The organism is Lutibacter sp. (assembly GCF_033723435.1).
GTDB lineage: Bacteria > Bacteroidota > Bacteroidia > Flavobacteriales > Flavobacteriaceae > Lutibacter.
Genome location: NZ_JAWVXC010000003.1, coordinates 58,155 through 81,863 on the forward strand (window position 1 = coordinate 58,155; position 23,709 = coordinate 81,863).

Annotated in this window: 23 protein-coding genes; 18 read left to right on the forward strand and 5 right to left on the reverse strand. The window is 28.1% G+C overall.

The annotated features are described in order from the left end of the window. Nucleotides 1-28: 28 nt before the first annotated feature. From R3342_RS06050 to R3342_RS06090, 9 genes are all read left to right on the forward strand, one after another. Nucleotides 29-1,171 carry an N-acetylmuramoyl-L-alanine amidase gene (locus R3342_RS06050; protein ID WP_318938963.1) on the forward strand — a complete coding sequence of 381 codons (1,143 nt, stop codon included), beginning with the start codon at nt 29-31 and terminating at the stop codon, nt 1,169-1,171. 59 nt (nt 1,172-1,230) lie between these two features. Continuing rightward, the gene (locus tag R3342_RS06055) at nt 1,231-2,181 is read left to right on the forward strand and encodes an MlaD family protein (RefSeq protein WP_318938965.1); all 951 of its coding nucleotides are present in this window, start codon (nt 1,231-1,233) and stop codon (nt 2,179-2,181) included. 250 nt (nt 2,182-2,431) lie between these two features. Continuing rightward, nucleotides 2,432-3,733 carry a (Fe-S)-binding protein gene (locus tag R3342_RS06060; RefSeq protein ID WP_318938967.1) on the forward strand — a complete coding sequence of 434 codons (1,302 nt, stop codon included), beginning with the start codon at nt 2,432-2,434 and terminating at the stop codon, nt 3,731-3,733. 71 nt (nt 3,734-3,804) lie between these two features. Next, a complete protein-coding gene (locus tag R3342_RS06065; protein ID WP_318938968.1) occupies nt 3,805-4,584 on the forward strand; it encodes a (Fe-S)-binding protein in 780 nt (259 codons plus the stop codon). A 29-nt stretch (nt 4,585-4,613) separates the two neighbouring features. Then, complete coding sequence (locus R3342_RS06070) at nt 4,614-5,522, forward strand: 1,4-dihydroxy-2-naphthoate polyprenyltransferase (protein WP_318938971.1); 909 nt, start codon at nt 4,614-4,616, stop codon at nt 5,520-5,522. A gap of 61 nt (nt 5,523-5,583) precedes the next feature. Beyond that, a complete protein-coding gene (locus R3342_RS06075) occupies nt 5,584-5,967 on the forward strand; it encodes a hypothetical protein (RefSeq protein WP_318938973.1) in 384 nt (127 codons plus the stop codon). A gap of 133 nt (nt 5,968-6,100) precedes the next feature. Next, on the forward strand, nt 6,101-8,368 hold the full coding sequence (locus tag R3342_RS06080) for a TonB-dependent receptor domain-containing protein (protein ID WP_318938974.1): 2,268 nt from the start codon (nt 6,101-6,103) through the stop codon (nt 8,366-8,368). A gap of 99 nt (nt 8,369-8,467) precedes the next feature. After that, complete coding sequence (locus R3342_RS06085) at nt 8,468-9,148, forward strand: metal-dependent hydrolase (RefSeq protein WP_318938976.1); 681 nt, start codon at nt 8,468-8,470, stop codon at nt 9,146-9,148. A gap of 20 nt (nt 9,149-9,168) precedes the next feature. Then, nucleotides 9,169-9,390, forward strand: a complete 222-nt coding sequence (locus R3342_RS06090; RefSeq protein ID WP_318938977.1) for a hypothetical protein — start codon at nt 9,169-9,171, stop codon at nt 9,388-9,390. A 9-nt stretch (nt 9,391-9,399) separates the two neighbouring features. Here R3342_RS06090 and R3342_RS06095 read toward each other — a convergent pair whose 3' ends face one another. Then, nucleotides 9,400-10,284: a hypothetical protein gene (locus tag R3342_RS06095; protein ID WP_318938979.1), complete on the reverse strand. Its 885-nt coding sequence runs from the start codon at nt 10,282-10,284 to the stop codon at nt 9,400-9,402. 39 nt (nt 10,285-10,323) lie between these two features. Here R3342_RS06095 and R3342_RS06100 point away from each other — a divergent pair, with 39 nt between their 5' ends. Beyond that, on the forward strand, nt 10,324-10,695 hold the full coding sequence (locus R3342_RS06100) for a TM2 domain-containing protein (protein WP_318938980.1): 372 nt from the start codon (nt 10,324-10,326) through the stop codon (nt 10,693-10,695). 47 nt (nt 10,696-10,742) lie between these two features. Here the strand turns inward: R3342_RS06100 and R3342_RS06105 are convergent, their stop codons facing one another. After that, nucleotides 10,743-11,654, reverse strand: a complete 912-nt coding sequence (locus R3342_RS06105) for a sterol desaturase family protein (RefSeq protein ID WP_318938982.1) — start codon at nt 11,652-11,654, stop codon at nt 10,743-10,745. A 72-nt stretch (nt 11,655-11,726) separates the two neighbouring features. Here R3342_RS06105 and R3342_RS06110 point away from each other — a divergent pair, with 72 nt between their 5' ends. The 3 genes from R3342_RS06110 to R3342_RS06120 are packed head-to-tail and all read left to right on the forward strand — an operon-like array spanning nt 11,727 to nt 14,873. Continuing rightward, entirely contained in the window at nt 11,727-12,776 is a 1,050-nt protein-coding gene (locus tag R3342_RS06110; protein WP_318938983.1) for an o-succinylbenzoate synthase, read from the forward strand. A 40-nt stretch (nt 12,777-12,816) separates the two neighbouring features. Then, a complete protein-coding gene (locus R3342_RS06115; protein WP_318938986.1) occupies nt 12,817-13,776 on the forward strand; it encodes a CPBP family intramembrane glutamic endopeptidase in 960 nt (319 codons plus the stop codon). Nucleotides 13,777-13,787: 11 nt separating this feature from the next. Beyond that, nucleotides 13,788-14,873, forward strand: a complete 1,086-nt coding sequence (locus tag R3342_RS06120; protein WP_318938987.1) for an AMP-binding protein — start codon at nt 13,788-13,790, stop codon at nt 14,871-14,873. Here R3342_RS06120 and R3342_RS06125 read toward each other — a convergent pair. Further along, a complete protein-coding gene (locus R3342_RS06125) occupies nt 14,860-15,576 on the reverse strand; it encodes a YebC/PmpR family DNA-binding transcriptional regulator (RefSeq protein WP_318938989.1) in 717 nt (238 codons plus the stop codon). The genes R3342_RS06120 and R3342_RS06125 overlap by 14 nt on opposite strands. A 63-nt stretch (nt 15,577-15,639) precedes the next feature. Next, nucleotides 15,640-17,268, reverse strand: coding sequence for an acyl-CoA carboxylase subunit beta (locus R3342_RS06130; RefSeq protein ID WP_318938990.1), 1,629 nt, complete (start codon nt 17,266-17,268; stop codon nt 15,640-15,642). A gap of 137 nt (nt 17,269-17,405) precedes the next feature. On the opposite strand from R3342_RS06130, the gene R3342_RS06135 reads away from it, so the two are divergent. The 5 genes from R3342_RS06135 (at nt 17,406) to ettA (ending at nt 21,164) form a co-directional block, all read left to right on the forward strand. Next, on the forward strand, nt 17,406-17,939 hold the full coding sequence (locus R3342_RS06135) for an NADPH-dependent FMN reductase (protein ID WP_318938992.1): 534 nt from the start codon (nt 17,406-17,408) through the stop codon (nt 17,937-17,939). A 3-nt stretch (nt 17,940-17,942) separates the two neighbouring features. Next, complete coding sequence (locus tag R3342_RS06140) at nt 17,943-18,380, forward strand: MarR family winged helix-turn-helix transcriptional regulator (protein WP_318938993.1); 438 nt, start codon at nt 17,943-17,945, stop codon at nt 18,378-18,380. A 1-nt stretch (nt 18,381) separates the two neighbouring features. Then, a complete protein-coding gene (locus R3342_RS06145) occupies nt 18,382-19,104 on the forward strand; it encodes a pirin family protein (protein WP_318938995.1) in 723 nt (240 codons plus the stop codon). Nucleotides 19,105-19,226: 122 nt separating this feature from the next. Next, the gene (locus R3342_RS06150; protein ID WP_318938997.1) at nt 19,227-19,403 is read left to right on the forward strand and encodes a CAL67264 family membrane protein; all 177 of its coding nucleotides are present in this window, start codon (nt 19,227-19,229) and stop codon (nt 19,401-19,403) included. A gap of 69 nt (nt 19,404-19,472) precedes the next feature. Beyond that, nucleotides 19,473-21,164, forward strand: a complete 1,692-nt coding sequence (gene ettA / locus R3342_RS06155; RefSeq protein ID WP_318938999.1) for an energy-dependent translational throttle protein EttA — start codon at nt 19,473-19,475, stop codon at nt 21,162-21,164. A gap of 42 nt (nt 21,165-21,206) precedes the next feature. On the opposite strand, the gene R3342_RS06160 is transcribed toward ettA, so the two are convergent. Beyond that, complete coding sequence (locus R3342_RS06160) at nt 21,207-23,645, reverse strand: hypothetical protein (RefSeq protein WP_318939001.1); 2,439 nt, start codon at nt 23,643-23,645, stop codon at nt 21,207-21,209. Nucleotides 23,646-23,709: the final 64 nt, after the last annotated feature.

The following is a 23,709-nucleotide window of genomic DNA, read 5'->3' on the forward strand; positions in this document are numbered from 1 at the left end:
CAAAAGCCAAAAATAACTAAAATAATTAATGAACTCACAACACTTTTATAAAATTAAAATAACAACTAAAATATTATTATCGTTTGTGTTTTTTACAGCATTTCTTTTTAGTGGAACGGTTACTTTTGCCCAAAAAAAAGATTTTGTTGTAGTTTTAGATGCAGGGCACGGAGGAAAAGATCCTGGAAAAGTTGGTTATAGAAACATTAAAGAAAAAAATGTAGCCTTAAAAATTGTATTACAAATTGGTAAATTATTAGAAAAAGAAAAAAATATTAAGGTAATTTATACTAGAAAAACTGATGTTTTTGTGGATTTATGGGAAAGAGGAAGTATTGCTAATAGAGCCAACGCAGATTTATTTGTATCTATACACTGTAATGCGCATACTTCTCAGGCATACGGAGCAGAAACTTGGGTTTTAGGAACTCATGCTAACAAACAAAATTTTGAAATTGCTAAGTCTGAAAACTCCGTAATATTATTAGAAGAAAATTATGAAGAAAAGTATAAAGGCTTTAATCCAAATAAACCAGAATCTATTATTGGACTTACCTTAATGCAAGAAGAGTATTTAGATCAGAGTATTCAATTAGCAAGTATTATTCAACATCGATTTAAAACTGAATTAAAAAGAAAAGATAGAGGCGTTAAGCAAGCTGGTTTTGTAGTGCTTTACCAAACTTATATGCCAAGTGTTTTAATAGAAACAGGCTTTATCACCAATAAAATTGAAGGCCCATATTTAAATTCTAATGCTGGAAGCAAAAAAATTGCAAATTCTATTTATAAAGATATAATACAATATAAAAATCAATTAGCACTTAATAGTGTTGCAGATAGTGATATTCCCAAAAAAATAGATGAAAAGCCTAAAGAATCAACAAGTCAAAAAACCGTATCTAACAATTCCAATATAATTTATAAAGTTCAAATAGCTGCAGGAGCTAGAAAATTAACTACAAAATCATATAATTTTAAAGGAATAAAGAATGTTGAAAGAGTAAAAGTTGGGCGTATTTATAGATATTATATTGGAAGTACATCTAACTATAAAAATATTAAAGAGAAGCAAAAATACGCTAGAAAAAAAGGATATAAATCTGCGTTTATAGTTGCTTTTAAAAACGGGAACAGAATTCCTTTAGAAAAAGTTTTGAGTAAATCCTAAATAGTAGTAAACTACTAATAAAAATAATTAGTAATATTGTACTTATAAAAAAATTTGATTTGAAAGTTACTAGAGAATTAAAAACTGGAGTATTTGCAGTTATTGTAATAGCATTATTTATTTGGGGATATAACTATTTAAAAGGTATTAATTTATTTGATGGGAAAATTAACACCTATTTTACGGAATATAATAATGTTCAAGGATTAAATACTGCTAGTGTTGTTACTATTAATGGTGTTGAAGTAGGTAAAGTTGTAAACATAAAGTTTAATAAAGACCCTAAAAAGAGAGGACAACTAATAGTAGAGTTTAGTATTTTAGAAGATTTTCAATTTTCGAAAAAAAGTGTAGCAAAAATTTATAGTGCTAGTTTGATGGGAGGAAAATCTTTGGCCGTTGTACCGTCCTACGAAGGGGAAATGGCTAAACCAGGCGATTATTTAAAAGGAGAAATTGAATCCGATATTTTTTCTACAGTAACTGAAAAATTAAATCCATTACAAGCAAAAGTTGAAAATGTAATTGTAAAAGCAGATTCACTTTTAGGCAATTTAAATGATATTGTAGATACTAAAACAAGAACTAATATTAAACATAGTATGGCTCAATTGAACGAAACCATAACTAATTTTAATTCTGCTTCAAAAAATTTAAGTTTACTTGTATCTGACAATAAAGAAAAACTAGATAAAACCTTTACAAATGCGGAGTTAATGACTTCCAATTTTAAAAAAATATCTGATACTTTAGTTAATGCAAACTTAGGTGTAACAGTTAAAAAATTACAAACTACTGTTACTAATTTAAATCAGCTTTTAGGAGAAATTAATTCAGGGAATGGCAGCTTAGGTAAATTATTAAAAGATGAAAGTTTATATAGTAATTTATCTAATGCTTCTAAAGAATTGGAAGAATTACTACGCGATATGAAATTACATCCAAAACGCTACGTACATTTTTCATTGTTCGGAAAAAAAGATAAAGGTTACAAACCAGCTTCAGAATAATAGCTATATTATTTATTTAACAATAATTATTGTTTCAATTTAAATTAACACAAATTAATAAGTATTAAATTATATACTTGTTAAAAATTAATTTATGTAACATTTATTGTGTAAAAGATGTTTAAATCCTTAAAGAATTTAAAATTATTCCATTAAATTTGAAATTAGTTTGTAGTTAAGTCTGCATGTCATCAAAAACTTTAAATTGAATCCTGATTTTTAGGAATAAATAAATTATTAAGAATACACCATGAATTATTTAGATAATATACTTTTTGCAGTTTTATTAGTAGTAGGTATCGGTTTTTTTGTTAGAAATGTTAAAAAATTAACTAGAAATATAAAACTAGGAAAAGATATTGATAGATCTGATAATTCAAATGAGCGTTGGAAAAATATGATTATGGTTGCTTTAGGGCAATCTAAAATGGTTAAACGCCCAATAGCAGGTATATTACACATTATAGTTTATGCAGGTTTTATAATTATTAATATAGAAGTTGTAGAAATTTTAATTGATGGTTTATTTGGCACACATAGAGTGTTCTCCTCTTTAGGTAGTTTTTATGATATTTTAATAGGCTCATTTGAAATTTTGGCATTTTTAGTATTAATTTCTGTAATTATTTTTTGGATTAGAAGAATGATACTAAGAATCCCTCGTTTTTGGAATAAAGAAATGACAAGTTGGCCAAAAAATGACGCATTAAACATATTGTATTTTGAAATGGTTTTAATGAGTTTATTTTTAATAATGAACGCTACAGATCCAGAATTTCAGGCTTTTCATTTAGGCAATCCAATAAGTCGTTTTTTAGTGCCATTATTTGGCGGTTTTAGTGACCATACGCTTCATATAATTGAGCAAAGTGCTTGGTGGATTCATATTATAGGAATATTTATATTCTTAAATTATTTATATTATTCTAAACATTTACATATTTTATTAGCATTTCCAAATACTTATTTTGCAGATTTAAATCCAAAAGGGAAATTAAATAATTTAGAGGCTGTAACTAAAGAAGTACAACTTATGATGGATCCAAATGCCGATCCATTTGCAGCAGCACCTGAAACTGAAAATGAAACCCCAGAAAAATTTGGAGCAAGTGATGTGACCGATTTAAACTGGGTGCAATTAATGAATGCATATACGTGTACAGAATGTGGTAGATGTACCTCATCGTGTCCTGCAAATATCACAGGAAAAGAATTATCTCCAAGAGCAATTATGATGAAAACTCGAGATAGAATTGAAGAAGTTGGAAAAAATATAGATAAAAATGGAGAGTTTAAAGAGGATGGAAAACAATTATTAGGCGATTATATTACTCCAGAAGAGCTTTGGGCTTGTACAAGTTGTAACGCTTGTGTTGAAGAGTGTCCGGTAAATATTAACCCATTATCTATTATTTTAGATATGCGTCGATTTTTAGTTTTAGAGCAATCTGCTGCACCACAAGAATTAAATATGATGATGACTAACATTGAAAATAATGGAGCTCCTTGGCAATACAGCCAAATGGATAGATTAAACTGGAAAGACGAATAAAATTAAGAAAAGAAATATTTTTAAAAACACTTTAAAAATTAAAAAATATAAATAAAATAAAGAATTAACTTATGAATGTACCAACAATGGCCGAAATGATGGCTCAAGGAAAACAACCAGAAGTTTTATTTTGGGTAGGATGCGCAGGAAGTTTTGATGATAGAGCAAAAAAAATAACGAAAGCTTTTGTAAAAATTTTAAATAAAGCTAATGTTGAATTTGCTGTGTTAGGTACAGAAGAAAGTTGTTCAGGAGATCCAGCAAAAAGAGCAGGGAATGAATTTTTGTTTCAAATGCAAGCTATGACTAATATAGAAGTACTAAATGCTTATGAGATTAAAAAAATTGTTACCGCTTGTCCACACTGCTTTAATACATTAAAAAATGAGTATCCAGAATTAGGTGGTAAATATCAGGTTTATCATCATACCGAATTTTTAAAATCGTTATTAGAAGAGGGAAGGTTGACCATTGAGGGAGGAAAATTTAAAGGAAAAAAAATTACATTTCATGATCCTTGTTATTTAGGTAGAGCAAATGATATTTATGAAGCGCCACGTGATTTAATTCAAAAATTAGATACTGAATTAGTTGAAATGAAACGAAGTAGAGCAAATGGACTTTGTTGTGGAGCTGGAGGCGCTCAAATGTTTAAAGACGCCGAAAAAGGAAATAAAGAAATTAATATTGAACGTACGGATGATGCTTTAAAAACAAAACCAAATATTATTGCTACAGGTTGTCCATTTTGTAATACTATGATGACAGATGGTGTTAAAGCTGCTGATAAAGAAAATGAAATTGAAGTATTAGATATTGCAGAACTTATTGCAAACGCAGAAGATTTGTAAATTTGAAATCTAAATAGCTTTTACTTTATATGATTAAACACTACATTGAAGCTGCACGATTACGTACATTACCTTTATCTATTTCGGGTATTATTGTTGGTAGTTTTGTAGCCGCATCTCAAGGTTTATTTAATTGGTTAATTTGTTTATTGGCATTATTAACCACAGTTGGTTTTCAGGTTATTTCAAATTTCGCCAATGATTATGGCGATGGAATAAAAGGTACAGATAACGATAATAGAGTAGGACCAAAAAGAGCTATTCAAAGTGGTGTAATTTCTCCCAAACAAATGTTAGTTGCAATTAAAGTTTCCATTATTATTACTTTTATAATTGCAGTTTTACTTATTTATGTTTCCTTTAAAAAAGAAGATTTTTTTAATATTTTAATCTTTTTAGTCTTAGGTATTGCAAGTATAATTGCAGCTGTTAAATATACTGTTGGTAAAAAAGCATATGGGTACAGTGGCTTAGGAGACGTATTTGTTTTTTTATTTTTTGGATTGCTTAGTGTTGTTGGAAGTTATTATTTATTTAGTAAAAAACTAAATCTAGAAATATTTTTACCAGCTATTTCTGTAGGATTTTTAAGTGTTGGCGTTTTAAATTTAAATAATATGAGAGATAGAGCATCTGATATTATTTCAGGTAAAAACACATTGGTAGTTAAATTAGGCGAAAAATCTGCAAAATATTATCATTATTTTTTACTATTTACAGCCTTTATAACTTCAATACTATATCTTATTTTTAACTTTCAAAACTACTTTCAATTCTTATTTTTAATAGCATTTATACCAATTATTAAACATGCTTTTGTAGTTTATAATAATAAAATACCAAAATTATTAGATACTGAATTAAAAAAATTAGCAATTGCTACATTTTTATTTGCAATTTTATTTGGAATAAGTGTATTTTTGCCAACCATAATATGATTTTTATCATTTTATAAGCGAATATTAAAAGATAAATTTGTCCTTTATTAAAAATAAGATTTTGAAAGTTAAATCATTAGCCATATTCTTTTATTTATTGTATTTGCTTGCAATGGTGCGTCCATTAATTCCTATTATGGAATATTATGCAAATTACAATTACATAGTAACAGAATTATGCGAAAATAAAGACAAACCTTTTTTAGAATGTAATGGAAAATGTTATTTAGCAAAAGAAATTAAAAAAGTGAATCATGATAATCATGATCACGAATCTAATTTGCCTAAAATTAATTTTAAAGATTTTCCAATAACTTCTATTTCTAAAACTAATTATTCATTTGTTTCATCAATGAATAATGAAAGATTAAAAATACAAAAGGATAAGAATTGTACTCCTTTAGAAATCTACAATACGGTTTTTAAACCGCCAAAAATAGCATAACCTTTCTTAAATTCTTTGTGTTGATAGTATAATCAAAAGATTATAACAAGCTCAACAAATAACCTATTTTAATTTATTTTTTAATTAAAAACACAATTAATATTTGTGTTTGAAAATTATATAACATACAATAATGAAAAAACAATTATTTACCATATTATGTGTGCTTATAAGCACCATATCATTTGCGCAATCATCAACTTTTAAAGGAAAGATAATTGCCGAGAATTCAAAAACACCAGTAGAAAATGCTACAATAAAAGTTATTAAAAGCAATAATTATGCTGTAACTGATAAAAATGGAGAATATTCCGTAGAAGCAAACTCAAATAGTAAAATTATTATTTCACACTTAGGATATATTTCTAAAACAGTAGTTCTTACAAATAATTTAACTATTGAACTACAACCTGCACAAATTGAATTAAATGAAATTTTGGTTTCTGCAAATCCATTAGAAGACATTTCACAATCTACAGTAATAAACGATTCTGAAAAAAGAATTAGTCAACCAAGAAGTGTTGGAAGTTTATTTAAAGATATTAATGGCTTTGGAATTGTAAAAAGAGGAGCTTATGCTTCTGAACCTGTATTTAGAGCTTTTAAATACGAACAATTAAATGTTCAATATGATGGAGGCATGAAAGTGTTAAACGCTTGTCCAAATAGAATGGATCCAATTACAACACATGTAATTCCAGAAGAAATTGAAAAAATTGAAATTGTAAAAGGACCTTTTACCGTAAGATTTGGACAAAATTTTGGAGGAATTATAAACTTAGTTTCTAAAAATCCTTCTAAAAACCAATATGGATTTCATGGAAGTATTGAAGGAGGTTATGAAACTAACGGAAATAATTTTGTAAACGGAGCAAATTTATTTTATGCTAACGAAAAATTTGATGTTCAATTAAATGGTTCGCATAGAGATTTCAGTAATTATAAAGATGGTAATGGAACAGAAGTGCCATCTTCATTTAAAACAACAGATTATTCAGTGAAAGTTGGTATTAATCCAACAACCAAACAGCGAATTCAATTAACTTGGAGACAATCTTTTGCAAGAGATATTGACCATGCGGGTTTGCCAATGGACTCTCCTTATGATGATAGTTTATTAGCCGGTTTAGATTATAAAATAAATAATTTAAGCAGTAAAATAAATAGTTTCACATTTAAAGCATTTTACTCGTATGTAGATCATTTAATGACAAATGAAAATCGTCCTACATTTATGGCTACAGATGCAAAATCTCCAGTTAAATCTTGGACTTATGGAGGAAAAGCAGAGTTTAATTTTAAAATTGCAGATCAATCTAAATTATATGTTGGTGCAGATGCCAATTTAATTGATAGAAAAGGAGATAGAACACGTATTGTTAAAATTATGAATGGTATGGTTTTACCAACTCCAAAGGTCTTTACAGACAAAATTTGGCAAGATGCTAGTTTAAACGATGTAGGTATTTTTACTGAAGGTAAATTTAAAATTACCAATTATTTTTCAATAGCTTCAGGAGTTAGAGCAGATTTTATAAGTACTTCTATTGCGGATCCTGCGGCAGATTTTGAAGCACTTTATGGAGGAAATATACCAAGTAATAACGAAGTAAACGTTAGTGGAAATATTTCTTTTAAATATCAAAATAATGGATTTCAAACACAATTAGCTTTTGGTAGAGGTGTCAGAACTGCTTCTATGATTGAGCGTTATATCAATCATTTTAATGTGGGGGTTGACCCTTATGAATATGTTGGTAACCCAAATTTAAAGCCAGAAATTAATAATCAAATAGAATGGTCTTTTAGTAAAAACTTAACCCATTTTAAATTAAGTGGAACCGTTTTTCATTCTTTCTTAGAAGATTATATTTCTGCTGCAGTAAATACTAACATCCCTCGTAAATTTATGCCTACAATGCCGCCTATTTATACTAAGCAATTTATTAATATTGATAAAGCATCACAAACTGGGTTTGAATTTAATATAGATTATAGTGCTTCACAAAATCTGAAATTTAATTCAAGTATTTCTTATACAAGGGCTGAGAACAAAGATTTAAATGAACCATTACCTCAAATTCCTCCTTTTATGGCTTTGTTAGGTGCAAAATACGAGAAATCTAACTATTGGTTTGCTATAAATACAAGATTAGTGGCAAAACAAAATAGAGTTTCAAGTTCCTATATGGAAACAGTAACTCCAGGGTTTGGAACTATGGATTTCAGAGCTGGTTTTGAACCAATTCACAACTTAACAGTTGGTTTTGCCGCGTTAAATATTTTTGATAAAGCGTATTACGAACACTTAAATTATTCGTACAAAGCATCCAATACATTATCAGGTAAAATATTAGAACCTGGAAGAAATTTTACTACGTATATTAAATATAAATTTTAATATCCTAGTAGATTGTTGTTTAACCACGGAATACTAAATTCCGTGGTTTTTTATAATTTTAATTTTGTAAATTGCAATAAACCATCTAAAATTATAATTATGAAAATAACTTATTTAGGCCATGCTAGTTTAAGTATTGAAACTAAAGACAAAACATTATTAGTAGATCCTTTTATTACGGGTAATGAATTAGCAAAAAATATAGATATTGATAAATTACAAGCAGATTATATTTTAATAACTCACGCACATCAAGATCATATTTTAGATGTAGAAGCTATTGCTAAAAGAACAGGAGCAAAAATAATTTCTAATTTTGAAATTGTTACTTATTTTGGCGAAAAAGGAATAGAAGGTCATCCTATGAATCATGGAGGAAAATGGCATTTTGATTTTGGAACTATTCATTACACTAATGCAATTCATTCAAGTTCTTTTCCAGATGGTAGTTATGGGGGGCAACCAGGAGGTTTTGTGTTTGAAACTAATCATCATAGATTATATATTGCTGGCGACACTGCGTTAAGTTACGATATGAAATTAATTCCTCAAGTTATAGGAGAGTTAGATTTAGCAATTTTACCAATTGGTGATAATTTTACTATGGGTATTGATGAAGCTATAAAAGCTAGCGCTTTTTTAAATTGTAATAAAATATTAGGTTATCATTACGATACTTTTGGATATATTAAAATTGATCACAAAAAAGCTATAGAGAAATTTTCAAAAGCTAAAAAAGAACTTTATTTATTACCAATTGGTGATAATCTAAAATTGTAAGTACCTAAAATAAAAAATGTATGGAAATCAATAAAATAGCTGGAATTATTTTAATTCTTGGAAGTCTAGCTTTAGGATATTTAGGAATTAATAAAATATCTGAAAACACAACTTCAGTAAAAGTATTTGATTTAAAAATTGATATGTCAAACGAATCAAAGAAAGAACAAGGATATATTTATTTAGGATTAGCAGTGGTATTGTTTAGCGGAGGAATATATACTTTTAAAAAACACAGTTAGTATTTAAAGTTATTTTTTTAGTATAGTTATTGAGGTTTTTTCCCCTTTTTTTAAACTGGTTAATGTATTAACCGTGTTAGTGCCGTCAATAATTTCAACTTTAGCAGTATTTGGTGAAATAGTACCAATATTTAAAGCCTTAATAGTTATAGTTGTTTTTTTAGATTTTAAAGGAATAATTAGTTCTTTAATTTTTTTACTTACCGTAAAATTTTTGAGTAAAACAGTGTCATTATTAAAAATAGTAATTTTATCACCATCAACTTTTCCTGCATCATAAATTTTAAATTTAAGCGAATCCGAAGTTGTAAACATACTTAAATTTTCTGATGCTTTTAAAACATTCATTTTTAAAGAATCTAAAGTTTTAAGAACACTTATTTTAGACTTTACTTTTTTATCTATTTTTTTATATTTTTGAATAATATTATCCACTTTTTTTGCTTTCTTTTCAATTTTTTGAATACTTTTTAAAGCTATTTCTCCATCAATACAAGTGCTTCCATCATTAAATTCTCCTTTAAATTTTCCAGAAATATTATTTCTTGAATTAATATTTGTGACTTTCCCATCAAAATTAATATAACAAAAATCATAATCAGAAACTTTAGATTTTGTATATATAATTCCTACTTCTTTAAAAATTAAATGATTAGTTTTTGTATTATAATTTCCTGAAATATTAGATTTAGTTTCATTATTACCACCTATATCCGTTATTGAAAATCCAGATATTTTTCCATTATTTTCTATAATATTTAAATTGTAAGATATTAACGAAGTGTCATTTAACTTAATTACCCCTAAGTACTCTTGTTTGTTTTGGGCTTTTAATAGGTTATAATTTAAAGTAAGTATTATAAAAAAAGTGAAAGATATTAGTTTTGTAAGCATTTTTCATTAGATTTGAGTACAAACTTAAACCTTAAATCTATGAAACTAAAAATTATTTTTTCAATTTTAACCTTATTATTGGTTGCAAACTTTAGTTATGCCTCATTTCCTGTAAAAAGAGTGAAAGCTATAACGTATTCTGCTCAAGAATTTAACAATTCAGAAGCTACAGTATTAGTTTCTCCTGCAGCAGTTGGAAATCAAAAAAGTCAAGGAATTGCGCTGTTGCTAGGTATATTTTTAGGAGGGCTAGCAGGGCATAAGTGGTATTTAGGAAATCCTTGGTATATTAATGTACTTTTTATTATCACTTTAGGCGGTTTAGGAATTTGGTGGATAATTGATATGATTAGAATTATTACTGGAGATTATAAACCTCATAATGGAAGTTATAAAGCGGATTTCTTTTAATCTATAAATTAATATTATAAAAAAAAGAGAGGTTTTACCTCTCTTTTTTATGTGTTATATTCTTTGTTTTGTGATATAATCCATTCTTTACGTAAGTCGGCTGCTAATTTTCCTGAACCATCATGTTTCCAACCAGGTGGTTTTATAAAATATTTTAATTTGTTATAAAAATTAGTTTTTGAGTTTATAGCATCTTTAAAAGTATATAGCCATTCCATAAAAGCAATTTTTATTGGGTTATAAGTATCTATATTTTTGGTTAAACCATAGATAACTTTTTCTTGCCTTAATTCTGGTTGAAAAGTGTTGAATAATTTATCCCAAATAATTAAAATACCCGCATAATTTCTATCTAAATATATTGGATTTGAGCCATGATGGACTCTATGATGTGACGGCGTATTAAAAATAGTTTCAAACCATTTAGGCATTTTATCAATTAATTCGGTATGAATCCAGTATTGATATAACAGACTAATACTCATTTGTGTAAAAATCATTAAAGGATGAAAACCTAAAATTGGAAGGGCCAAATAAAATATAAAAGTAAAAAAACCACCAGTCCAAGTTTGTCTAAGAGCAGTACTTAAATTATATTTTTGAGAGGAATGATGTACAATATGCGATGCCCAAAAGAGCCTACTTTCATGCCCAATTCTATGCGCCCAATAATAACAAAAATCATCTGCAAATAATATTAACAACCAGCTCCACCAAGCAAATGGAATTGTAAATATTTTAAAATTTTCATATAGATAAGTAATTATAAAAACAACTACAATTTTACTTCCTAAATTTGAGATTAAATTACCTATTCCCATAGCTAAAGAAGCTATTGAATCTTTCAAATTGTAATTTTTTGGTTCTTTTTTATACAAAGTATAACCTTCAACTATTACAGTTACAATAAAAAACGGTATTGCATAGTATATTAAATTTGGAATGTTAGGAATGTGCATAAAATATGTTTTATTGTTTCGAAAGGTAAATAAATTTTTAAATATTTGTACCTTTCTATTTTAACTACAAAAATGAAAGCAACTTTTCAAAAATATATATTACAATTTAAACAAGCAAGTGGCACTTCAAGAGGAATTTTAAAAACCAAAGAAACTTATTTTCTAAAAATTACTAATGGAGTGAAATTTGGAATAGGAGAATGTGCTGTTTTTAGAGGTTTAAGTGTTGATGATGTGCCAAATTATGAAGAAAAGTTACAATGGTTATGTAATCATATAAATGATAGCATAAATGCTTTATGGAGTGAATTAACTGAATTTCCTTCCATTCAATTTGGTTTAGAGCAAGCAATGTTATCACTTCAAAGTAATAATCTGGTGGAATTATTTCCATCTAAGTTTACACAATCCAATGATGCAATTGCCATTAATGGATTAATTTGGATGGGTAATGAAAGCTTTATGAAAGAACAAATAAAAGCTAAATTAAAAGAAGGATTTACCGTAATAAAAATGAAAATTGGAGCAATTGATTTTGATACTGAAATTGAATTGCTGAAAAGTATTAGAAAAGAATATAGTGCCAATGAAATTGAATTGCGTGTAGATGCAAATGGCGCTTTTCATCCAAATAATGCATTAGAAAAATTAAAAAGATTATCTGATTTCCAAATCCATTCAATTGAGCAACCTATAAAACAAGGACAATTAAATGAAATGTCAAAATTATGTGCTAAAACACCCATTCCAATTGCTTTGGATGAAGAATTAATAGGTGTTTTTGATGTAACAAAAAAGCAAGAAATGTTACAAATAATAAAACCACAATATATTATACTAAAACCAAGTTTAATTGGTGGATTTGAGGGAAGCCAAGAATGGATTAATTTAGCAGAAAATCAACAAATTGGTTGGTGGATAACATCCGCTTTAGAAAGTAATATTGGCTTAAATGCTATTGCTCAATGGACTTATAGTTTACAAACCAAAATGCCACAAGGTTTAGGAACAGGAAGTTTGTTTACCAATAATATTGAGAGTCCGTTGGAAGTTAAAAAAGGTAAATTATATTACAACAAAACAATTAACTGGAATTTAAGTTTATTACAAAAATTAAACTGAATTGGTCAAAAATGTTTTGGCATATTATTAAAATAAAAAAATGAAATTTATACAACAAGCATATTCTGGATATAATGATTGGTGGGCATATATAGTAACTTTATTTATGCTTTTCTTTGGTTGGCAAATTATTGGAGTAATTCCATTAGTTGGTACTGCATATTATGTAGCAAAAGATAAACAAGAATTTATAAATTCAGCAAACGATTCTTTTGCGTCTTTAGGAATAAACTCTAATTTGTACTTGATTTTAATTATAACAACCTTTTTATTTGGCTTAATTGGTTTATTTGCAGGAATAAAATTTATTCATAAACGAAAAATAGTAAGTTTAATAACAAGTCGGACCAAAATAGATTGGAGTCGGTTTTTTTATTCGTTTTTTGTTTGGGGAAGTATAGGAATAGTAATGCTTTTAGTTAGTTATGTTATTTCACCAAAAGATTTTGTTTGGAATTTTAAGCCAGTTTCTTTTTTCATATTAGTGTTGGTTTCGTTCTTTTTATTACCTATTCAAACTAGCATGGAGGAGTTACTATTTAGAGGATATTTAATGCAAGGTTTTGGTACTTGGTTTAAAAAATCAGCAGTTGCATTAATTTTAACCTCTGTAATTTTTGGTTTATTACATGGAGTAAATCCTGAAGTTGAAAAACTGGGATGGATAAGTATGGTGTATTATATTGGAACTGGATTAGTTTTAGGAATTTTTACATTGATGGATGAAGGAACGGAGTTATCACTGGGTTTCCATGCTGCAAATAACATTACTGCTGCGGTTTTTGTTACAGCAAATTGGACAGTTTTTAAAACCGATGCATTGTTTGTTGATATTTCAGAACCATCAGTTGGTTGGGAAATGTTTGTACCTGTTTTTGTTTTGTACCCATTAATTCTTTGGATATTTTCAAAAAAATATAATTGGACAAACTGGAGAGAAAAATTATTAGGAACAGTTAGAAAACCAATTGTTTTTAACGAAGATGAATTTATTGCATAAAATAACTATTCTTGAGAAACACACCATTTCATATTAATTTTAAATTACAAGGAAAAACTTTTAATTCAGTAAATGAATTATTGATTTTTTCTAAAGAATTATCGGAAGATATATTTACTTTTTTAGAATTATGGTTTAATGAAAAAGATATTATTGAAGTAAAAACTTCTGGATCAACAGGGGCGCCAAAAAGCATTTTACTGAAAAAAAAGTATATGATAAATAGTGCTTTAGCTACAGGTAAGTTTTTTAACCTTTTTGAAAACACTAAAGCATTACTTTGTTTACCCGTAGATTTTATTGCAGGAAAAATGATGCTAGTTAGAGCGCTTACTTTAGGGTGGAAACTAGATTTTGTAGCGCCTATTTCTAATCCCTTAAAAAATAATGTAAATACATATGATTTTGTTGCAATGGTGCCATTGCAATTGGAAAATTCATTAGCCGACATCTCTAAAATTAAAAAACTAATTGTTGGAGGAGCACCTGTTTCTAATGAATTATTAAATAAACTTCAAAAAATAGATACGGATTTTTTTGCGACCTATGGAATGACGGAAACAATTACGCATATTGCTGTAAAAAAATTAAATAATTTTAAAAGTGACATTTTGCGAGAGGAAGAGAAAGATTATTATTCTATTCTTCCAAATATTAAAATTTCAAAAGATGAAAGAGATTGTTTGATTATTGAAGCTCCAAAAATTTCGGATCAAAAAATTATTACTAATGACATAGTAAATTTAATTTCTGAAGATAAATTTAGTTGGATTGGGCGTTTTGATTCTATTATAAATTCTGGCGGTGTTAAACTTCATCCTGAAGAAATAGAAGCCAAACTAAGCAATTGTATAAAAAATGATTTTTTTGTCGCAGGAATTAAGGATGATAAATTAGGTGAAAGATTGATTTTAATTATTGAAAACTCTGATAAAAATAGGAGTAAAGAGTCTATTTTTAATCAGATTAATAAGCTAGAAACACTTTCTAAATATCAGAAACCTAAAGAAATTTATTTTGTTAAGGAGTTTGTAAAAACTCCAACGGAGAAAATAAATAGAAAAGAAACTTTAAATCAATTATTTAAAGCTCCATAGAATGATATACGTTTTGTACGTCGTCATCTTCCTCTAATCGTTCTAATAATTTTTCAACATCTGCTTGTTGTTCTTCTGTAAGTTTAGTGGTGGTTGTTGGTATACGTTCAAAACCTGAAGATAAAATTTCTAAATTATTTTCTTCTAAATATTTTTGGATAGCGCCAAATTGTTCAAATGGAGCATAAATTAAAATTCCATCTTCATCTTCAAAAACTTCTTCAACTTCAAAATCAATTAGTTCTAATTCAAATTCTTCCAAATCCATTTTTAGGTCTTCTGTTTTCACTCTAAAATTACAAGTATGATCAAACATAAAGATAACAGAACCTGAAGTTCCAAAATTACCATCACATTTATTAAAAGCCGCTCTTACGTTTGCCACAGTTCTATTGTTGTTGTCTGTTGCAGTTTCTACTAATAGCGCAATGCCATGTGGCGCATAACCTTCAAAAATAACTTCTTTATAATTTGCTGTATCTTTTTCTGTAGCTTTTTTTATAGCACGTTCAACATTATCTTTTGGCATATTTGCAGCCTTTGCATTTTGTATAACAGCTCTTAAACGTGCATTTGTATCCGGATTTGGACCTCCTTCTTTAACAGCCATTACAATGTCTTTACCAATTCTGGTAAAAGTTTTTGCCATTGCTGACCAACGCTTCATTTTTCTAGCTTTTCTAAATTCAAAGGCTCTTCCCATAATTTATAATGTTATTTTTAAGTGTTGCAAATGTAAAAATTACAGATCGTTTTTACAATTATTTTACACTTGTATAATTCCTAAGTTAAAAGGTTTTTCAATAGGAGCATGGTTTGCTGCTTCAATTCCCATGCTAATCCATTTTCTAGTATCTAAAGGATTAATTACTGCATCTGTCCATAAATGTGCAGCTGCATAATAAGGTGATGTTTGATCATCATAACGTTTTTTAATAGATTCTAAAATTTCTTTTTCCTTAGCTGCGGTAATTTTTTCACCTTGTTTTTTAAGAGAAGCGGTTTCAATTTGCAATAATACTTTGGCTGCTTGTTCTCCTCCCATAACTGCTAATCTAGCAGATGGCCAAGCAACAATTAACCTTGGATCGTAAGCTTTACCACACATAGCATAATTACCAGCTCCGTATGAATTTCCAATGATAATTGTAAATTTTGGAACGACAGAATTACTAACAGCATTTACCATTTTGGCGCCATCTTTTATAATGCCACCATGTTCACTTTTACTGCCAACCATAAAACCGGTAACATCTTGTAAAAATACTAGCGGTATTTTTTTCTGATTGCAATTAGCTATAAACCGGGTTGCTTTATCTGCAGAATCAGAATAAATTACACCGCCAAACTGCATTTCTTTTTTAGCGTTTTTCACTACTTTTCGTTGATTAGCAACAATACCAACAGCCCAACCATCAATTCTGGCATAACCACAAATTATAGTTTTACCATAATTTTGTTTATACTCTTCAATTTCAGAATTATCTACAATACGTTTTATAATTTCGTGCATATCGTATTGTTCGGTTCTTGAAATAGGTAGAATTCCAAAAATATCTTCAGGGCTTTCTTTAGGATTTATGGAGTCAACTCTATTATAACCAGCTTTATCAAAATCTCCAATTTTATCTACTATATTTTTAATTTTATCTAAAGCATCGTAGTCATCTTTTGCTTTGTAATCTGTTACTCCACTTATTTCACAATGTGTAGTAGCTCCACCTAAGGTTTCGTTATCTATACTTTCACCAATAGCAGCTTTAACTAAATAACTTCCTGCCAAAAAAATGCTTCCTGTTTTATCTACAATCATAGCCTCATCGCTCATAATTGGCAAATAAGCTCCTCCAGCAACACAACTTCCCATAACAGCAGCAATTTGAGTAATTCCCATGCTACTCATTATAGCATTATTTCTAAAAATACGACCAAAATGTTCTTTGTCTGGGAAAATTTCATCTTGCATTGGAAGATAAACGCCAGCACTATCTACTAAATAAATAATAGGTAATTTATTTTCAATAGCAATTTCTTGTGCACGTAAATTCTTTTTTCCTGTAATAGGAAACCAAGCGCCAGCTTTTACAGTTGCATCATTAGCTACAACAATACATTGTTTTCCTTTTATGTAGCCAATTTTTACTATAACTCCACCTGAAGGACATCCACCATGTTCTTTATACATGTTTTCTCCAGCTAATGCTCCAATTTCTATAACATCATCATTTTTATCGAAGAGATATTTTATACGTTCCCTTGCTGTTAATTTTCCTTTTTCCTTATGTTTTTTTAATTTATCTTCTCCGCCGCCTTTATAAACTTTTAATAATTTCTTTTTTAAATCAGTAGATTGAAGTTTATTAAAATCTTCGTTTTTATTGAAGTTGATGTCCATTTTATATTACGTATTTATCATTGCTAAAGTACAAAATGAATATGAATTATTAATGTTACTTACCCTATAAATAAATACCTAGGTAAATATAAAAATATTTTTGTATATTTGTACTCTAAATTAATCTAGAAACTAAAATGACAAAAAAAATTATTACCATAGGAGGAAGCACAAGTATAATGTCTATTAATAAAATATTAGTGGAATATGCCGGTAGTTTATTAGACAATGTAGATGTTCAAAATATAGATTTAAATGATTTTGAAATGCCACTTTTTTCAGTAGATATTATGGAGAAACATGGAACACCAAAAGCTGCAAAAAAATTAGATGCAATTATTAATAATGCAGATGGAATACTAATTTCATTAACGGAGCATAATGGTGCTTATAGTGCTGCTTTTAAAAATATGTTTGACTGGTTAAGTATTATTGACGGAAAAGTTTGGAAAGATAAACCAATGTTGCTTTTGAGCACTTCACCAGGAGTTCGTGGAGGAGAATCAGTACTTTCCATAGCGCTAAATAGATTCCCTTATAATGGCGGTAATATTATTGGCAGTATGCCTTTTCCATCTTTTAATGAAAATTTTAAAAATAATGAAATTGTGAATAAACCTCTTAAAGATAAATTAGTCAAATTAATTGCTGATTTTGAAAAAGCATTATAGATTATGGGTGATATTGCAAAAGATATAAATTCTACATTTCCCAATGAAAAAGTTAAGGCGTTAATAAATATAAAATATACGGCCAATTGGCTAGATACTATTGGGAATACAGTTTTAAAACCATATAAAATTTCGGTTCAGCAATATAATATTTTAAGGATTTTAAAAGGAGCAAACGAAGCAATTACAGTTAATACGGTTAAGCAAAGAATGATTCAAAAATCACCTAATTCAACCAGATTAATGGATAAATTATGTGATAAAAAACTTATAGAAAGAACAAGGTGTGAGCAAGATAGAAGAGTAGTTTATGTGAAAATTACCGATAAAGGATTGGAATTATTATCTAAAATTAATATAGATGAGTTTAATAATCAGATGAATAATATTACTGAAAATGAAGCTAAGCTACTCAACAAAATTCTTGATAAAATAAGATAAAATGAAAAAAAGTATAGTTAAAGCAAATGATAGAGGAACAGCAGATTATGGCTGGTTAAAAGCAAAATATTCATTTAGTTTTGCAAATTATTATAATCCTCAACATGTTAATTTTGGAGCGTTAAGAGTACTAAATGATGATATAATTGAAAAAGGAATGGGGTTTGGAACGCATCCACACGATAATATGGAAATTATTACTATTCCATTACAAGGATCTTTAAAACATAAAGATTCTATGAGTAATACATGGATTCCAATTCAAACAGGAGAGGTTCAGGTAATGTCTGCTGGTAAAGGGATTCAACATTCTGAAATGAATAATTCAACCACTGAAAAAATTAATTTATTTCAAATTTGGATTATTCCAAATGAACAAGGGGTTGAACCTAGGTACGATCAAAAAAAGTTTGATGTTTTAGAAAGAAAAAATAAACTTCAAGTTTTGGTTACTTCCATAAATAGTGATCATTCAGGAAGCTTAAAAATACATCAAGAAGCTAAAATTTCACGAATTGATTTAGATGCAAATTCAAGCTTTGAGTATAACTTAATTTCAGAAAGTAATGGTGTTTTTATAATGAATATAGCCGGTAGCATTGAAATAGATAATGAAATACTAAACGATAGAGATGCAATTAAAATTGAACAAGTTGGTAAGTTTCAAATTAATACCAAAAAAGATAGCCAATTATTATTTATTGAAGTTCCAATGATTTTTTAGAAGTAAATAAATTTCTTTAAACTTAAAAACACACTAGTTATAGTGTGTTTTTTTATGTTCTACAGTAAAAAATTACGATATTTGCAGTCTGTTAAAATTTAAAAACAAAATAACTAGTTATTATGAATAAAAATACAGTTTTAGGTTACGCAACTTTAATAATGATAATTGTAGGATTAGCACTAATAGCTTTAGGTGCATTTAGATATGATGATGTAGCAGGATGGGGTTTTGCAGCAGTTGGTATTGGTTTTTTTGCTGTAGCTTGGGTTTTTAATGCTTTAAAGGGTAGAGTTTAAATTGAGCATAAACATTTCAATATGTTTAATTTTTAATTCTATATTTTTTATAAATACTAATACTATATAATGGCTGACGATAATAAAGTAATTTTTTCAATGTCTGGGGTAAGTAAAACTTACCAAAGCGCAAATAAACAAGTTTTAAAAAATATTTATTTAAGTTTTTTCTATGGAGCTAAAATAGGTATTTTAGGACTAAATGGTTCTGGTAAATCTACCTTGTTAAAAATAATTGCAGGTTTAGATAAAAATTATCAAGGAGATGTGGTTTTTTCTCCAGGATATTCTGTCGGATTTTTATCACAAGAACCTAAATTAGACGATGATAAAACTGTTTTAGATATTGTAAAAGAAGGTGTTTCAGAAATTGTAAGCGTTTTAGATGAATACAATGAAATAAATGATAAATTTGGTTTAGAAGAAGTTTATTCTGATGCAGATAAAATGGAAAAATTAATGGCTCGTCAGGCAGAACTTCAAGATAAAATTGATGCTTCTAATGCTTGGGAGTTAGATACCAAATTAGAAATTGCAATGGATGCTTTACGAACTCCAGATGGAGATACACCAATTAAAAATTTATCAGGAGGTGAGCGTAGAAGAGTAGCTTTATGTAGATTGTTATTACAAGAACCAGATGTTTTATTGTTAGATGAACCTACCAATCATTTAGATGCAGAATCTGTTCATTGGTTAGAGCATCATTTACAACAATATAAAGGAACTGTGATTGCAGTAACACACGATAGGTATTTTTTAGATAATGTAGCAGGCTGGATTTTAGAGTTAGATAGAGGAGAAGGTATTCCTTGGAAAGGAAATTATTCTTCATGGTTATCTCAAAAGTCAGAAAGATTAGCAAAAGAATCCAAACAAGCATCTAAGCGTCAAAAAACGTTAGAACGAGAGTTAGAATGGGTGAAAATGGCTCCAAAAGGAAGGCATGCAAAATCTAAAGCACGTCTAGCAAATTATGATAAATTACTGAGCCAAGACCAAAATAAATTAGATGAAAAATTAGAAATTTATATTCCAAACGGTCCTCGTTTAGGTACCAATGTTATTGAAGCAAAAGGAGTTTCAAAAGCATTTGGAGATAAATTATTATATGAAAATTTAAATTTTAATTTACCTCAAGCAGGTATTGTTGGTATAATTGGTCCAAATGGAGCTGGAAAAACTACCATTTTTAAAATGATAATGGGAGAAGAAACTCCAGATAAAGGCGAATTTAAAGTTGGGGAAACAGCTAAAATAGCTTATGTAGATCAAAGTCATTCAAATATTGATCCTGAGAAATCCATTTGGCAAAACTTTTCTGATGAGCAAGAATTAATTTTAATGGGAGGTAAGCAAGTAAATTCTAGAGCTTATTTAAGCCGTTTTAATTTTTCCGGAAGTGAGCAAAATAAAAAAGTAAATACCTTATCTGGAGGAGAGCGTAATCGTTTGCATTTAGCAATGACTTTACGTGAAGAGGGAAATGTTTTATTATTGGATGAACCAACTAACGATTTAGATGTAAATACATTGAGAGCATTAGAGGAAGGTTTAGAAAATTTTGCAGGTTGCGCAGTTGTTATTAGTCATGATAGATGGTTTTTAGATAGAATTTGCACGCATATTTTAGCCTTTGAAGGAAATTCTGAAGTGTATTTCTTTGAAGGTTCTTTTACCGATTATGAAGAAAATAAAAAGAAACGTTTAGGTGGCGATTTAATTCCGAAACGAATTAAGTATAAAAAATTAATTAGATAGATAAAAAAAATCCCAGAAGTAATTCTGGGATTTTTTTATTTTTTATCTATCAATTTTAATAAGCTTTGGCAAAGATTCATAAAAATCTATAGTTTCAATAGTTTCAAAATCATCAAAAACCATTGCGAATTTTGTAAAAAGCACTGTGTTTTTATGAATAATTTTTCCTTCTTTATCTAAATAATTAAATCTTAAATCACCTAAAGTTTCGTAGTAATTTTCATCATTAATTTTTTTTTGAATTTTAAACGTTTTAAAAGGAACTTCTACCAAAATGTCTAACCATCTATTAGTCCAATGAGCACCCACAACTCTAATAGGTCCAACGTCATAGTAATTTGCAGGATCTGTTTTTTTTGTTGTAAACGTAATAGTTTTTTTTGTTGCTATTTTTTTAATTTTATCACCATATTCAGCTCTTATTTTTTCAGAATTATCTTCAAGTAATTTAATTTCTTTTAGAACTTTTAATAATTTGGGATCATTGGCATTTTGAATTTGAGTAAAAATTAACTCTACTGCTTTTTGTAATTCTTTTATTTTAGTTTTATTAATTTTAATTTTACCCATGGCTTCATGAGCTAATAATATAATAGTTTGTTTGTCATCAAAGCCCGAACAATTAAAATTGCAATTAGCTTCTTTTACAAATTCTTTAAATTCCCCTTGTTCATTTATAGGATAAGGTGTGCCATCTTTTTTAATGTTTTTTTTAATAAAATTAAGTTTTCTTTCATTTAGTTTAGGCTCTATTACTTCGTTTTTTGAATTAACAATTAATAATATATCTTTATTAGCTGTGGCTTGTTTTTTACAGTTTTCTAATTGTTTTTTGCAGGCATCTATTTTTTCTTTTAATTTTGAATCCATTGGTATATTTTTTCCGCATTCTGCACAATCTGAAAAGTAAAAATAATTAGGACTTATTACTTCTAGTTCAATATATTCAAGGGCTCCGTCCTTATTGTTACTCTGGCTAGCAACAATTATAGGTTTTTTATTTGATGGTGAAGTTGCCCAGATCTGTATAGCAGAATATCCTTCCTTATTTCTCGTATCATAAGGCCCTAATTCTTTCATAAATATTGCTTCTGATTTTTTATCCCATTGAATAGGAATATTTGGTCCCGATTTTGCATATAAAATAATAGGCTCTCCTTTTTCACCAAAATAACCAGTCCTAATAGTTAAAGGTCCTTCAATGGTTATTTTATCTTCTGAATAGGATTTTTCCAAGAAATTATTTTTAGCACTATCAACTGATTTTTCAAAACCAGATATTATGGCACTAAATATAGTTGCATTATCTTCAAGTTTTGGTAACACTCCTAAACCGTTCAATTTATATAAACTTTTTAATGATATAATTGCATCAATGTAAGATGAAATGTCAGAAGCTAAATTTAATTCATCATACATAAAATGATCTTCTCCAACATATTTTGCGACTAAATCAAAATATATTGATTCACAGGCAGCTACTACACCAACTATAACTAAAGGTGTTGCTCCTCCAGCTGTTGCTGCTTCTGCTGCTACTCCTCCTATTATTCCTGCACCACATGAAACAGCTTTAGTTATAGTAGATGAGTCGTGAATAGCCATTGATAACCAGCCTTCATTATGCATTGTTAAAATATAGTTATTCGAAGGACCGTGACTACTTTTGTCTTCCTGAATATTAACAGAATTATATATTAAGTTGGGTAATTCTATTTTTTTATTACCTATTTTATGACCTTGTAAGTCAGTCATCAGTAGTTCAACTTTGTTATTCCCAAGTGAAGAAATATTAATAATACAATGATCTGTTACCATTCCGTATGGATAACCTTTGTCATTAAATAACATTGTAACAGATTCAGAATCTTTATTAGCTTTAAAGACAAGTGATTCTACTCTAGATTTATCTTCTGATAAATCATATCCTATTATACTTCCATTTTTATGAATAGCCAATAAATCTATTTTAGGATCTCCAGTCTTAACAATTATAAAATCTTCATAAATACCAGTTTTTTTAATATTTGCAGTCTTTTGATTATTTATTTTTTTTTGACTTATGCTAGTGATGCTTTTATTTTTTGCCAGTTCAATTATCTTATCTTTTATAGGATTTAAAATTTTTCCTGCTTTCTTTTTTGACATTGGCAAAGAGTTATTTGTCCAGCCTTTATTTGTTAGATATTGTCTTTTAAATAAGGAAATTGTTAGGTTGTTGTTTTTGTAATCAATTTTAAATTTTAGCCTGTTTTTTATCATTAAGCTAGTATAGTTATAATAATCGCTTTCGGTTGAAGAAGTATTTTTATATAAATAAGTTCTTGGAAGTTTTAAATCCTTGAAGGTTTTTGTGATTGAGGACCATGCCATTTCCTTAGTAATATTATTTATTTCAAAAGACATATAATCTTGTGAAAAAATTAATAAACTATTTAGGCTTAAAATTAAAATGATTATTACTTTAAAGTTAGTTTTCATGTTCTAAATTTTTCTAAATTTGTTTTTATAAAAAAATCCCAGAGTGTGTTCTGGGATTATAGTT